Origin of the sequence: Methanolobus mangrovi (assembly GCF_031312535.1) — an archaeon.
GTDB classification, from domain to species: domain Archaea; phylum Halobacteriota; class Methanosarcinia; order Methanosarcinales; family Methanosarcinaceae; genus Methanolobus; species Methanolobus mangrovi.
This window is the reverse complement of record NZ_CP133594.1, coordinates 2,576,453-2,591,506: the sequence shown is the minus strand read 5'-3', so window position 1 is coordinate 2,591,506 and position 15,054 is coordinate 2,576,453. Positions and strand designations below refer to the sequence as shown.

The following is a 15,054-nucleotide window of genomic DNA, read 5'->3' as shown; positions in this document are numbered from 1 at the left end:
ACCCTTTAAATCCTAATGTATTATTTAATACCATTATCAAAAGCAAATATCGACAGTAAATTGAATAGGAATATAATATACACTTTTCCTGCGAATGAAGGTTATTTTAACCAATACTTATATATTATGTAAAAATCCCTGTACAGACAACATATTAAACTCGTGAAAGCTATGAAGCCTCTTCTCATTAACACATCAGACATTCATGGCGGTGCAGCCAGAGCAGCTAACAGGTTACATAATGGACTTCAGCAAATAGGCATTAACTCAAAAATGTTAGTACAAAAAAAAACAAGTAATGATAACTCTGTAATAGGACAAGAAGCAACGATTAAAGGTCCAAGAGCATCAAAATGGAATTTCATATCTGTTACACGTTACCTGATAGACAGATTACCTTTAATTCCTTATGACTACCGTAATTTCCAGCAAATTGATTGGAGTCCACAATGGGTACCTAATAATATACACAGAAAAGTTAACCAAGTAAATCCAGATATTGTACATTTGCATTGGATTTGTCAGGGTTTTATTCCTATTCAGGAAATTGCAAAAATTAAACAACCTCTAGCGTGGACATTTCATGACATGTGGACATTTACAGGTGGTTGTCACTACAATGGTACATGTGATAGATATAAGTATGAATGTGGGAAATGTCCACAACTAAATTCCACCACTGAAAAAGACCTCAGTCGATGGGTATTTAATCGCAAGAAAAAATATTGGGAAGAAATAGATTTCACCGTTGTGACACCTAGCAATTGGCTCGCTAAATGTGCAGGTTCGAGTTCTTTACTGGAAAATAAGAAAATAGAAGTAATTCCAAATGGACTTGACCTTCAAAAATTCAAAACCATACCAAAAGAAGAAGCAAGAAAGACCTTAAATTTACCTCTTGACAAAAATTTAATATTATTTGGGGCACTAAACTCTACACAAGACAAGAGAAAAGGCTTTCAGTATTTAAAGTCGGCAATTAGTCTCCTTTCCAACGATTTGAATTTTGAAGCTATTGTATTTGGAAATGCTACCGATGAAAGTCAACTTGACATCCCTATCAATTTTATGGGCAGACTGCCAGATAATATGTTGAACTCAATATACTCCGCTGCTGATGCATTTGTAGCTCCATCGGTACAGGATAATTTACCTAATACTATAATGGAAGCCCTAGCATGCGGTACCCCTTCAGTAGCTTTTGATATTGGAGGAATGCCAGATATGATCAGTCATATGAAAAATGGATACTTGGCGAAACCATTCGATGTGGAGGACTTAGCAAAAGGTATAGAGTGGAGTGTTGAGCAAGATCAAAGGAAGAAAAAATTAAGCGAAAACTCCAGAAAATATGTTGAAGAAAACTTTGAACTAACGTCAATTGCTAAAAGATATGCAGACTTATATTCAAAACTGTAATTAAATATATGAGGATTACTAATGGACATGGAAAGTAGGATTTACATTGCAGGTCACAGCGGCATGGTCGGTTCGGCCATAAAAAGAAAGCTGGAATCAAAAGGCTATCAAAACATTATATGCCACACCCACAAAGAACTTGACCTAACAGATCAGCAAGCGGTCAACAACTTCTTCAAAATCGAAAAACCCGATTATGTATTCCTTGCAGCTGCTAAAGTCGGCGGAATCCTCGCAAATAACACATACCCTGCAGAGTTCATCTACCAGAACCTCATGATAGAAGCAAATGTGATTCATGCTGCACAAACCTTTGGTGTCAAAAAACTTCTGTTCCTTGGATCATCCTGCATATATCCAAAATTTGCACCCCAACCTATGAAAGAAGAATACTTACTAACTGGAGAACTGGAATCCACCAATGAAGCGTATGCAATTGCAAAGATTGCAGGTATAAGGTTGTGTAAGCATTATAATCAACAGTATGGTACCAACTTCATTTCGGTGATGCCAACTAATCTCTATGGTCCAAATGACAATTTTGACCTTGAAACCTCACATGTAATGCCTGCACTAATCCGTAAATTCCATGAAGCAAAAATCGAAGATAAAACTGAAATTTTGGTTTGGGGTAGTGGAGAACCTAAACGTGAATTCCTACATGTGGATGACATGGCTGATGCCTGTGTTCATTTGATGGAAAATTATGACTACAGGGATATCGGAGAATTCGTAAATATTGGATTTGGAAAAGATATTACAATAAAGGAACTGGCTGAGCTCATAGCTGAGATCGTAGGATATGAAGGAGATATCGTTTACGATGCTTCAAAACCAGATGGTACTCCACAAAAGTTGCTGGATGTAAGCAGGCTGGACAGACTTGGATGGAAAGCTAAAATCTCACTCCGAAATGGAATTGAACAAGCATATGAGTGGTACACAAATCAGAAATAACAAAACGAATACTACCAGAATATACTCAATAACAAATAAATGACCCAAAAACCCTTCATCTCAGTCGTAGTTGCTGTTTATAATGGTGCTAAAACCCTGCAGCGCTGCATCGACAGTGTATACAATCAGACTTCCCAGAATAAAGAACTCATAATTATTGATGGTGGTTCCACAGATAAATCAGTAGATATATTAAATGCCAACGATGATAAGATTGTTTACTGGATATCCGAACCAGATAACGGCATATATAATGCATGGAATAAAGCACTGGACCATGTAAATGGAGAATGGATATACTTTTTGGGATCTGATGACTATCTCTGGAAAGACACCGTATTTGAAGAGCTTGAGCCATACCTTATTAAAGCCAAATCTGAAAATATACGACTAGTGTATGGAAAGGTTGCAAGGGTAAATGAAAATGACGAAATATGTTGTGTTGATGGCAGCCCTTGGGACTATACATGGAATGGGATAATTGTAGATGGGGTTTGCACTTTTACACACCAAGGAATGTTTCATCATCGTAGCCTTTTTGATACATACGGAAAGTTTAATGAATCGTTCCAGATTGTTGGGGATTATGAGTTGCTTGTCAGAGCATTTAAGAAAGGCGGGAATGCCCTTTTCACAAAAGATTTGATCATAGCTGGGATGCAAACTGGAGGAATTACTAACAACTGCATAAAGTTGGTAAAGGAAACTGCAAAAGCAAGACGAGAACATCAACTTAAAATTATTACAATCCCCTGGCTCATATCCTATGCATGGGCAATATTTTATCCATCGTTAAATAGTATACTTGGAAGCAAGAATACCAGATCTCTGGTTAATTCTGGAAAACTTTTTGTAACAGGCATTTCCCACAAAAAAAATGTTCTTCTGAAACACAAAAATGATTGATGTAGCTTGTTACAACAATTAATATATCTATAGATAAGCCTCAATTTCTATACATATAGCAGCAAGAACTGAAACTTACTCATTTATTGCAACTTTTCCAATCAACATTCTATTTTAAATGCATAAAACCGATTCCAGAAGAGAAACAATTAAAATTAATTAATGTTCATTTGATAATAGTTATATATTGGATAAAGAGGTATACATTACAAATTTAAAATAAAATTCTCTTTATGGGCTACACAATAAAAAACAGCTAACCCAAATTCTGTAAGTTCTGTTGTTTAGTTCCTCAAAATAGTAAGAATTCAATATGCATAAAATGTGAGTGAAGCATATGACCGGTGAAAATGAAAAGACAAAAATAATTAAGTTCCTACCTTACTGTGTAGGTATTCTTATATCATTCCTTATAGCACTATATATTAGAACTATACCTAGAGCAGGCGTGTTTATATCAGACACCTTCGTACGTTTTGGTGGAAACGATCCATGGTACCACCTGCGCAATGTTGAGTCCATTTTACATAATTACCCTAATATTCTGTGGTTCGATGCTCACACACAATATCCAAATGGTACAACCCAAATCTTTGCACCATTATTTGATATGGTACTCTCGACAATAATCTGGATTATAGGATTCGGGAACCCCAGTCAAGACCTAATCTACAAAGTTTGTGCATATTATCCTGCTTTCCTGGGGGCAATCGTAGTCATCCCCACATACTTTGCTGCTAAATGGTTATTCAATCGTAGGATAGGATTACTGGCAGCACTCCTTATAGCATTAGCACCCGGTCAGTTCCTCTCAAGGTCAATAATCGGATTCAATGACCACCACATCGCTGAAACTCTGCTAACCACTGTTGTGGCAATGTTCATGATAATGGCACTGAAGATCGCCTACAAAAAGCCGATTACCTTCGAAGACCTAAAGAACAGGAACTTTGACTCCCTGAAATCTTCCTTGCCATACATCATAATGGCAGGATTAGCACTGGGAGCTTACTCACTCGCATGGTATGGTGCCGTATTCTTCTGTTTCATTCTTGGCATCTACATCACAGTGCAACATATAATCAATCATATGCACAAACGCCCTACTGATTATCTTGCAGTCAGCGGCGTGATAATTTTTGGTATTGCATTGCTGATGGTACTAATGGTACCTAACCTCTCTTCCAAAGGACTCTTGATAAAGGGTCTCTTCGGTGGAATTTTAGCCTTCCCAATCCTTACCCTAATATCCATAGAACTTAACAAAAGGAAAGTTGAAGGATATTATTACCCACTTTTGATAGCAATATTGTCAATCATAGTGATTATCCTCTCAAAGACATTCTCACCATCTACCTATGCACTCATCGCCAGCTTGACCAGTTACTTTATGCGCACCGGTGGTGGCCTTACCATCGCTGAAGCCTCCCCCCTCCTCTCCCTTGGTGGGCAATTCTCCCTGCAACCCCTCTGGTACAATTTCGGGGCTTTGGGATACATCTCATTCGTCGCACTGGCTATACTCATCTACAAGGCATTTACCCAGAAGAACGCACCTGAGAACACATTCCTGATAGTCTGGACACTCATGATCATCTGGGCCATGCTTCAGCAGAACCGTTTTGCATACTATTATTCTGTAAATGCTGCTATCCTAAGTGCATGGGTAGGTGTTAAAGTGCTTGAAATGGCAGGATGGGAAAAACTGATTGAGAACATTAAATCAAAGACATTCAATGCTAAGAACATAAAACTAATGCACATACTTTCAGCCGCATTCATCGTACTTATCCTCATATACCCAAGCTACAGCCTTGCGATGCAGCAATCACAGGGTACCGGAGGACCTAACGGCTACTGGATAGAAGCAACCCAATGGCTCAGATACAACACACCTGACCCGGGGCTTGATTATTATGAAAGCTATGAGATTCCTGCCGAAAGTGAAACCTACCAGTACCCTGAAACTGCATACGGTGTCATGTCCTGGTGGGATTACGGACACTGGATAGAAGTAATAGGACATCGCATTCCAAACGCCAACCCCTTCCAGCAAGGTGTAGGAGGTCGCAGGAATAGTATCGAAGAAGAAAACCTACCTGGTGCATCCACTTTCTTCACGACTCCTTCTGAGGAAGCAGCAACAGAAGTGCTTGAGGCCATACACCCTGATCCTGAAAAGGCAGGTGCACGTTACATCGTTTCAGACGTTGAAATGGCTACTGGGAAATTCTATGCTATGACCGCCTGGACACTGGACACAGCTGACTATTACATACAGGTGCAAACAGATTCAGGAACCATGACTGTGCCAGGTCCACGATACTACAATTCAATGGAAGCAAGGCTTCACATATTCGATGGTAATGGACTTAAACAATACCGTCTGGTGCATGAGTCACCCATAGGAAGCACACAGGAACCCGGATATAAGAATGTATATAATGTCCTTTACAGCGGAAATCTGGCTGAAGAGAACACAGGATATGTGAAGATATTTGAATACGTTGAAGGTGCCTCCATCACAGGAACAGCACCTGAAAATGAAACTGTGACCATCAGCAACACTATACGGACAAATCAGATGAGGACATTCACTTATACGCAATCCACCACATCTGATGGAACATATTCTTTCACCGTGCCTTATTCGACAGAAGGACCAATTGAAGGCGAAACACAATTTGACACCATGCCAACGGGACCTTATGTGATAAGCTACGGAGATGTCATTGAACAGGTCAGTGTGAGTGAACTGGATGTATTGAATGGGAATACAATTGAAGTGTAAAATCTTCATCCCCATTCTATCTTTACTTTTTTTACTTTCCCGATACTTACAAATAACATCATGCAGAAGCTAGCTCTAAGGTGATATATTGGACAATATAATCAAGGGAAAAGCATGGATATTCGGCAGTGATATCGATACCGATGTAATAATTCCCGGAAAATACCTGCGCACAACAGATATGCAGGCCCTTGCTGATCATGCTATGGAAGGAATAGACCCTGAGTTCTCTAAAAAGGTTAAAAAGGGAGATGTCATCGTTGCAGATGATAACTTTGGATGTGGCTCTTCCAGGGAACAGGCAGTATTGGCACTAAAGTATGCAGGTGTTGCATGCATAGTAGCAAAATCATTTGGGAGGATATTCTTCAGGAATGCCATCAATGTCGGACTGCCACTCATGGAAGCAGACGTACAGTGCAGTGAAGGCGATGAAGTGGAAATTGACTTGCTTCAGGGAACTGTAAAAGTTAACGGTAAAGTGTTCCATGGAAACAAGCTACCTGATTTCCTTCTTGAAATGCTGACTAAAGGTGGACTCGTAGCCCAGCGTAAAGCAAAGAAGAACTCACAGTAATCATATGAAAATGATATTTCCTGATGAATACAAACATATCGGCCATAGCAGGGAGATTCCCGATGGCAAGGACAGGCGCATCTACTTCCTTACGAAATACCTTATTGTAGAAAATTGCGATTCAGAGAGTAGTTACTCCCTTTATGAAGTGACACATCAGGGTGGTGAACTGCTAAGAGAGGTTACTGCACTGAATATGCTAGCTTCAGGTGATGAGATAGTTCGTTATGGAAAAGAACTGAATATCAAAGACAGGGCACTACTAATAGAGATTGCATCAGATATCTGCAAGGGAAATATCACCACGGTCATATTCACAGGCATCGACAAGCACCTGACCTTTGTGCACAAACCTGACCTTTCAGCAATTATGGATATTGAAATCGTGGATGTAGTGCCACCTGAGCCTTCCTGGCTTGCAAGTGTTGTACGAAGATTGGAACAAAGCGGAATATTCGGAGAACTTACGATCAAGTTCTCAGAAAATCTCACAAACCTTCGAAAATTTGAAGGTGAAAATACCGTATTCCCATGTTCTTCTTCCGGCCTGGAAGGAAAATGCCTTGATTGCGATGTAATTGAAGAAGATGGTGCACTGCTGGTCGGATGTGAGATATCAAGGACCCTGTTTGAATCACGATTCCCGGGACTTGAGTATTCATTTATTAATATATGTCCCTTTAAATCCGATGTATTCAAACCATCGAAGCCTTTCATAACAAGGTGTTGTCGCTCCGAAAAATCCGGCATCGTGACCATTAATGGTATTCGCGGAGCAATGGTCCACTGGGGTGCATCTGAATTCGAAGTGGCTAAAGCTGTATGGGAACTTATTGCTGACATAAGAAAAAACAAAGAGGAACAATCATGAAATTGGCAGTTGTCGAAGGCGATGGAATCGGTAAAGAAGTTATTCCCGCGGCAATAGAGGTCCTTGACTCACTGGGCCTTGATGTTGAAAAAATACCGGTGGAACTTGGTTATGGAAAATGGGAGAGGACAGGTTCTGCAATAACCGACGAAGATATAGATACATTGAAAGAATGTGATTGTGTATTCTTCGGCGCAGTAACAACGCCACCTGACCCTAATTATAAGAGCGTGCTCCTGACCATTCGCAAAGAACTGGACATGTACGCAAATATACGCCCCATACGTCCTTTGCCCTCTGTAAAGGGAATTCATGAGCGTAATGATTTCAATTTCATCATTGTGAGAGAAAATACAGAAGGGCTGTATTCGGGTATCGAGGAAATAGGGACTGATATTTCCACCACCAAACGAGTGGTCACAAGAAAAGGATCAAAAAGAATTGCTGATTACGCTTGCAAACTTGCAAAGAGCAGAATGAACAAACTGACGATAGTCCATAAATCCAATGTTATGAAGTCAGACAAGCTATTTCTTGATGTTTCCCGGCAGTCTGCAATAGATACAGGGGTGCTGCACCGGGATGAACTTGTAGACTCATTTGCCTACAACCTCATTACATCTCCATGGAATTATGATGTCATAGTTACAACCAATCTCTTTGGAGATATCCTGAGTGATATGTCAGGTGCCCTGGTTGGTGGACTTGGCCTTCTGCCCAGCGCCAATATCGGAGAGAAATATGCATTCTTCGAACCGGTGCATGGAAGTGCTCCTGACATTGCTGGTAATAATAGGGCAAATCCTGTCGCTGCAATACTGAGTCTGAAAATGCTCCTTGAATGGCATGGCGATCTTGCAGAAGCAGCCATTGTTGAAGAAGCCATAGATGTCGCACTTAATATGGGTATTTGCACGCCGGATCTTGGTGGCAAACATACCACATCAGAAGTTGGCAACACTATTGCAAAATACATAAGAACAAAAATGGAATGAAAAGTCCTAGTTGCTTTCCATTCTTTTGATATTTAAATTTTTTTAGCTTAGATTCAGTAACGAAGATACACCTGACATAGTGACGACTGCACTTACCCCGGATATCCATACCATTATCACAAAGTCAGTGGTGGCACTCAACATATGCCCTCCATCCACTATCCTGATAAGAAGAGCGGACATCAGGGAATGACCAACCATTATCAACATAACCATGTTTGAAAGTGTCTCAATGCTGCCGACATCCGTATACAGCACCATTCCCATGGACATCCCCGGAGGCATTTCCACAGCCGAGAACATATCCTGCATAAGTCCCACCACACCAAGTGAGATATACATGGTAAAACCAATACCGCCTGTAAGGCCATACAGGACACCGACAAGACTTCCGGCAGACTGTGATCTCTTTTTCCTGAGAGTTACTATCTTGTGGAAGTTCGTTGCTATTATATCCCCGATGATCTCTGGCTGGCCACCCAGATTAGTTGCCTGCACAAACATTACAGAAAAACGCTGTATCAGATTACTTCCGGTGTTAGCTGAGAAATATTCCCATGAGCCAAATTTGTCGATTCTGGTGACAAGCATCTTGTAAAGGTTGTTCACATCTTTTGTCAGAGGACCGAAGTCATGCGCTCTCAGGGCTTTCAGTGCATCATCAATGACACCACCCCTTGCACCGGCAGAACTTCCAAGAGAACGGATGAATGCAGGGAAGTTCTCATCTTTCCTACGAATACTCTTCTCTATTGACCTTGATACATGGCCTGTATAAACGAGAGGAGTTAAAACCATAGCCACAGCAATTGAAGTTTCTATCTTCCCATAAAGTGAAACTGCGATAAACACAATTATGCAGCCAGCTATGGAAATTGGTACTGAACGATATAACTTTAACTTGTTCTCAGTCATATTGGAAGAACGACTCCATGCAGGATCTTTTGGTATTTTGCTTTTTGTGAACATTACCATTACAAGATCTGTTACAAGGAAGACGAGCACGACTATACTCATGAGAAGTTCTGCATTCATACCTGTAATGACCGGCATGATGACAGCAAATGATGCCATGAATATCAGGGACATCACAAGGGACACGAATAGTTCCTTAATGATCTCAACAACATAAAGGGCACCGAAATACATTGATTCATACTCATTCATTACCACACTCTGCTCTGCAAAAAGGAAGGTTTTAACATCTTCTCCCGACTGAAGTGCATGTGCGAATCTGTCAAGGAAGTCCTCGAATATAATAGAAGGAGTTCTTTTAGAAATAAAGCGACATGCATCAGCAAGACTAAGATGCCATACGGTTACAAGATCGTAGATCTTCTTTGTTTCCTCGGCAAGTTCCTGGTAATCCTCATTTTCTGAAACGATACGTACTATATCTATCCTTGGGGTTTCCGCTGTTGCAATTGAACCCATCTGAGTGATATAGTAGTGCATATTATTGTCTATACGTGATGCCTTGGCAGCAAGAATTGTCAAAGGATATGATAAGGCAAAGATAATACATATAACCGGAATTAATGCTGGTATATACTTGGTAGTACCCGTGAAAAGTGCAGGAAACGCTACCATAAGAATTATTGAAAAAATAAAACCGAATGATATTATAGGTAAGGCAAACTTCTTGGCATAAGCCTTAGGTTCCATGCCAATATTCTTGAATGCCTTTTCATAACTCATGAAGCTCACCTAGATTGTAAATGGAAGGCCTTCAACACCATGTTTATAGAAGTTGACTATGATCTCAAGAACATCGTAATAGTCTTCGATACCTCGTGATTTCATTTCATCAAGTATTCTTGCCCTGAGGAAAAGATCCTGATATATCATCCTCTTGTCCTCATAACCAAGTTTTGTAGCTATTTTGTCTTCCAGGATGTAACTATTGTTCAGACCACGGAACTTATGCTTGTCAGTATCAGGTTCCCACTGGAAAACAGCCCTTGTGGCAACACCACCAATCTCCTCGTAATAACCTTCAATCTCCTCAATTGCAAGGGCACGTCGCAGGAATTTACCTTTACGATAGACAGCTGACAGGATCATTGCAATGTTCAGATTATCAATGAACGTGACAGGTACGTTGATAGGGTCTGCTGTGAGACGCTGTATCATCTTTGAAACTGCAGATGCGTGGAATGTTGCAAGTACAGGGTGTCCTGTCTGCATACCCTGGAAAGCTACGTTACCTTCAGCTCCTCGAATTTCACCAACTATGATGTAGTTTGGTCTTGAACGAAGTGCAGCCTTAAGTAGGGCGAAAGTATCTACCCTTGAGTCAATAGGACCTTCCTCACGAGTTATCAGCTGCTGCCATACAGGCTGCGGTGGCTGGACTTCAGCCGTATCCTCGGCGGAGAATACTTTAGATCTAGGATTTACAAAAGCAAGACATGCATTAAGCATCGTTGTTTTCCCGCTTGCAGTCTCACCACTAAAGAAAATACTCATACCATTCTCAAGACACATCCACATATAAGCTGCCATTTCCGCACTCAGTGCACCCCAGGTAATGAGCTGGATAATGCTCACAGGCACCTCACTGAACTTACGCATGGTAAAACTGCTTCCACGCTTACTGACATCCAGACTGTAAATAATATTGATACGGGAACCATCTGGAAGAGCACCATCCGCGATAGGGCGGGCATCACTTACAGGACGACCGATACGCTCACTCATGCTCCTCAGCCAGTTATCCAGTCCCTGCTCATCCCCGAACGTGAGGTCAGTCTTCACCATATCGAATATTTTGTGAACGATGAACACATTATCAATGCCAATACTGTGGATATCTTCAAGATAAGGGTCCCTGATAATGGGTTCGATTGGCCCGGAACCAATAATGTCCCTTTCCAGGTGATAGAGAATCTTGTTGTACTCACTCTGGGTCATCGGAACCTTTTTTTGTATGGGCATCAGCTTTTGGAGTATATTGAACTTGCCGGTTCCTTTTTCTTCGACGTTCCCACCTGAACCAATATCAATTGCTTCGTTGAGTAGCTTAGTAATAAGTTCCTTGAGATCAGCCTCAGACTCAGGAACAGGCTCATAGGATGATCTTTCAAGAATAATATCCAGAACAGCTTCATATTTTTTTCTTTCAGTGTTGTTGAGTAAAGGTTCTATTCCATAATATTTGACCTCACCAATTTCGGAGCTCCCGTAAAGATGAACGAATACAGGATCTCCCACTGGAAGAATGATGTTAACATTTTCTTTGTCAATATCTTTTGAAAGGCTCACCATAAAAGTGGGTTCATCTGCTCCGGTTTCCTGCATAAATTTCTTTACATATATTCCAAGATGAGGGTTTCTTTGTACAGCTTTTTGAAATTCCGGATCCATCTAACCACTCTTTTGATCTTATGATACTGAAGCGATCTCGACAACAAGACCAACCCTTGGTTCGATCCTGAAACCTATCATTTGACCTACAGGGCCTTTGGCTCCCGTAAACTTGTTTACGAGAATAGTTCTCTTGACTTCACTTCCCAGTGGCTTTGATTTAAGAGTAATGTAAACATCACAGGAAGAACGGAACATAGAGGCAATCTCCTCACTCAGCTGGTTAGACTCTATTGTCAGTATGATCACTTTCCCCATACCATTGAGCTTTTTGAAAAATGAAATCAGTTCTAGACTTTTCTCTATATTCACACTGTATTTTATCAGGGAGGAAAGAGTATCAATGATTATAACATTCTTCTCGAAAAGCTCTTCTGCCGCCATTAATCGTTCAATGAAATCGGAACGTGATTTTGCAGCCTGCACCAGTGGAATTACCGGAATGTACAATAGAAGACCATTCAAAAGGAAAGGAGCTATCGGGTAATCCAGAGAGTACATTTGGTTGATAAAGCCTTTTGTTGTCATCTGAGTGGAAACTAAAGTAACACTTACGTCATTCTCGTTCAAACCAAAAGAAAGTCTCTGGCTGATGGAGCTCTTTCCACCACCGCTACCACCCTCGATCACTACCAGTGAACCGGCAGGAAAGCCACCTCCTAATTTTGCGTTAAGATCATCCCTTGGAATCTCAAATACATTAATTTTTGCCATTTTTACCTCTGAATTACGTTTTAAAGCTCATAGCACCTGATTTACCATTTTCAGCTGCAACAAGTATCCTGTGATCACCGGAGTCAAGAGGTGAGGGATTGGTAGTGACATTAAGGGAAAGGATATCGCCAGGCCTCCATATGACATCACCATCCATCAGATCAATATCAATGTCATCAGGTCTTATCATGATACCATCCACAAGAACGGTCACGTATTCCGGCACTAATTCTGTTTTACCGGTGTTCTTTGCATAAAATGTGTATTTTTTACTGGCGCCATCGTAAGGAATTATCTCAGGGTCATTCACTATTGTGATATCAGTTTTCATCTGCTCTGAAAGTAATTTACTACTTGAACCCGATGAAGCAACCATAGACTGGACATCAGCCGATATAAGAGCAACTACGCTGATAGCTAGTATTATCGCTGCTATGAAGAATATCATGTGCGTGATAGCGGTGTCAGCACTTGTGTCCTTCAGCAGGTTCTTTCTGTCTGTAGTTAGCATGCTCTTCATTTTTTCTGCCAGTCCGAATAGAAATATAACTGTCTATTAATATATAATTATTGGCATATTAACCTACCATTCCAGTCAAACCAAATATGAATCATAAGCTGAGACACCATTTGAAGTTACGACCTTAACACGATGTATTCCAAGACCGTAAAGACCTGTTACTGTCAGGTTCCTTGTCTCTGCAGGAGTCCACGTAGCAGCAACGTCACTATAAGAGTATGATTTCAGAGTTCCGTCCACCAGCACATTCAATTCATCAAAGCGAATTGTCTCACTACCAGTATTAGATAGAATTAGAGTAAGATTGTAATTGGATCCGGAAGTCTGTGGAATGGAGTCATCCACCTCTATGTCTGTCTGAAGCCGAATACTTTGCATCTTATGCTGTTCTACTGAAGCATCCACTACAACCTCATTAGAAGTACTCAACATTGTGTACGAGAAGGTTCCTAAAAGTACTGCAGATATGAAGAAAATAACTGTGACTACTGATAACTCAAATCCCATAGAGTTCCTCCAGACCGTGCTTCACCTTTGCCATTTCCCTGTCTATGGAACTGAGCATATTCCTGTCGATCTTGCGGCCTGACAGCCTTTCTATAAAAAGCAGAGATTTAGTGTGATCCTCTGGAAGAAGACGCCATGTGGGCTTTTCCACATAATAATCTATTCCCCGGGCATAAGCCATTATCTCAGACATAACATCCTCACTTATCCACCCGATGTCCATATAATAATCAAGAGCATCCATAAGATTGTTCCTTCCCACACGCTCCATCAAAAACTCGATCCAGTTAAGCAGGACAACAACACTGGTTGGATCACCTTTTATGGACTCCAGCCGCACCATTGGAATGGAAGATTTTTTTGGCAGCACAACAAGTTCACTGTCATTTGACTCTTCATTTTCATCAGTATTTTCAGCAGCATTTACACTATTGATGACCGCTGATTGTTTCTCAAAAATATCAAGACGTGAAGATATATTTGTGGTTGTTTCGGCCAGGTCAATGACATTCTGGTCAAGAGCACTGGTTCTGGAAAACAATTGCTCTGTTTTGGAAGACAATTGTTCGATGCTTTCATGCATCATCATCATTGCATCTGCAAATGCATCCATTTTGGACTCGATATTATGCATCCTTGACTCTGCCTCTGATGAAATACCCTGTGGCAGGCTCAATTTCTGAACTGTGCTGTCATATTCGTTCTTCATGAGGACCAGCATGTCACCCAATTCTGTGATCCTCTTATCAGTTTTATCAAATCTCTCTATTGTGGCACGAGAAGCAACATCATCACCAACGAAAGGGTTAACCTGATTGGAAACGATCTCATACAGGGATAATAATTCTAGAACACTCTGGTCTATTTTATCGACTGTCTTTTTGATCTCTTCATTTTCCTTCTGAACCAGGTTGAGAGCTACATCGGCCTTTGAAATTTTGCCTTCAACATCTTTTATCTTTTTCCGGTTCTCTTCCAGCATCTCATTGTTTGCAGAAGATTGTTGAGATATACCTCCCGGAGAGACGCCTGGAGGAGCCATACCCGGAGGAAATGAAGGAGCACCCGGAGCATTTTGAAAACCAGGCGGACCAGCTGGAGGGCTACCCGGCGGTACCGGAGGCAATCCAGCGGATAAATCAGGAAGTGAACCAAGATCAGGAATACCCTGTAGGAATGAAGGAGCAACTGAATCGAATGGAGAATCAGCCCCTTTTTTTTTATCCTTCTTGGAAAGAACAGAAGTTATCTTTTTTATCTTATCGCTAAATCCGGCCATGATTTCACTGGTGATAATTAATATAATGAGGAAGATGTGTATATAAGAGGCAATATACCACCAATAATATATATAAATTTTGAATAAAATCAGAATCTGATTAGTATTGAAAATAATAATGCATTCAGATGATTTTAAATCATTTATGCGAC

General features: G+C 40.7%; 13 protein-coding genes. 7 read left to right on the top strand and 6 right to left on the bottom strand.

Going from position 1 to position 15,054, the window contains the following annotated elements; all coding sequences use genetic code 11:
* Window positions 1-171 precede the first annotated feature (171 nt).
* The 7 genes from RE476_RS12725 (at window position 172) to RE476_RS12695 (ending at window position 8,516) form a co-directional block, all read left to right on the top strand.
* Window positions 172-1,419, top strand: a complete 1,248-nt coding sequence (locus RE476_RS12725; RefSeq protein ID WP_309309621.1) for a glycosyltransferase family 4 protein — start codon at window positions 172-174, stop codon at window positions 1,417-1,419.
* A gap of 21 nt (window positions 1,420-1,440) precedes the next feature.
* Window positions 1,441-2,376 carry a GDP-L-fucose synthase gene (gene fcl, locus RE476_RS12720; RefSeq protein ID WP_309308010.1) on the top strand — a complete coding sequence of 312 codons (936 nt, stop codon included), beginning with the start codon at window positions 1,441-1,443 and terminating at the stop codon, window positions 2,374-2,376.
* 39 nt (window positions 2,377-2,415) lie between these two features.
* Window positions 2,416-3,282 (top strand): glycosyltransferase family 2 protein, encoded by an 867-nt coding sequence (locus tag RE476_RS12715; RefSeq protein ID WP_309308009.1) that lies wholly within the window; start codon window positions 2,416-2,418, stop codon window positions 3,280-3,282.
* A gap of 337 nt (window positions 3,283-3,619) precedes the next feature.
* Complete coding sequence (locus RE476_RS12710; protein WP_309308008.1) at window positions 3,620-6,073, top strand: oligosaccharyl transferase, archaeosortase A system-associated; 2,454 nt, start codon at window positions 3,620-3,622, stop codon at window positions 6,071-6,073.
* Between the two features lie 85 nt (window positions 6,074-6,158).
* Complete coding sequence (locus RE476_RS12705) at window positions 6,159-6,650, top strand: LeuD/DmdB family oxidoreductase small subunit (RefSeq protein WP_309309620.1); 492 nt, start codon at window positions 6,159-6,161, stop codon at window positions 6,648-6,650.
* 10 nt (window positions 6,651-6,660) lie between these two features.
* On the top strand, window positions 6,661-7,521 hold the full coding sequence (locus RE476_RS12700; RefSeq protein WP_309308007.1) for a DUF7714 family protein: 861 nt from the start codon (window positions 6,661-6,663) through the stop codon (window positions 7,519-7,521).
* On the top strand, window positions 7,518-8,516 hold the full coding sequence (locus RE476_RS12695) for an isocitrate/isopropylmalate family dehydrogenase (RefSeq protein ID WP_309308006.1): 999 nt from the start codon (window positions 7,518-7,520) through the stop codon (window positions 8,514-8,516). The genes RE476_RS12700 and RE476_RS12695 overlap by 4 nt, the downstream gene beginning before the upstream one ends.
* 42 nt (window positions 8,517-8,558) lie before the next feature.
* Here RE476_RS12695 and flaJ read toward each other — a convergent pair whose 3' ends face one another.
* The 6 genes from flaJ to RE476_RS12665 form a co-directional block, all read right to left on the bottom strand.
* The gene (gene flaJ, locus RE476_RS12690) at window positions 8,559-10,214 is read right to left on the bottom strand and encodes an archaellar assembly protein FlaJ (protein ID WP_309308005.1); all 1,656 of its coding nucleotides are present in this window, start codon (window positions 10,212-10,214) and stop codon (window positions 8,559-8,561) included.
* A 9-nt stretch (window positions 10,215-10,223) separates the two neighbouring features.
* The gene (locus RE476_RS12685) at window positions 10,224-11,882 is read right to left on the bottom strand and encodes a type II/IV secretion system ATPase subunit (RefSeq protein ID WP_309308004.1); all 1,659 of its coding nucleotides are present in this window, start codon (window positions 11,880-11,882) and stop codon (window positions 10,224-10,226) included.
* Between the two features lie 18 nt (window positions 11,883-11,900).
* Window positions 11,901-12,596: an ATPase domain-containing protein gene (locus tag RE476_RS12680; protein ID WP_309308003.1), complete on the bottom strand. Its 696-nt coding sequence runs from the start codon at window positions 12,594-12,596 to the stop codon at window positions 11,901-11,903.
* Window positions 12,597-12,609: 13 nt separating this feature from the next.
* Window positions 12,610-13,116: a flagellar protein G gene (locus RE476_RS12675; protein WP_309308002.1), complete on the bottom strand. Its 507-nt coding sequence runs from the start codon at window positions 13,114-13,116 to the stop codon at window positions 12,610-12,612.
* A gap of 75 nt (window positions 13,117-13,191) precedes the next feature.
* Complete coding sequence (locus RE476_RS12670; RefSeq protein WP_309308001.1) at window positions 13,192-13,623, bottom strand: hypothetical protein; 432 nt, start codon at window positions 13,621-13,623, stop codon at window positions 13,192-13,194.
* The gene (locus RE476_RS12665) at window positions 13,613-14,902 is read right to left on the bottom strand and encodes a FlaD/FlaE family flagellar protein (protein WP_309308000.1); all 1,290 of its coding nucleotides are present in this window, start codon (window positions 14,900-14,902) and stop codon (window positions 13,613-13,615) included. Before RE476_RS12665 ends, RE476_RS12670 begins: the two co-directional genes overlap by 11 nt.
* Between the last annotated feature and the right edge of the window lie 152 nt (window positions 14,903-15,054).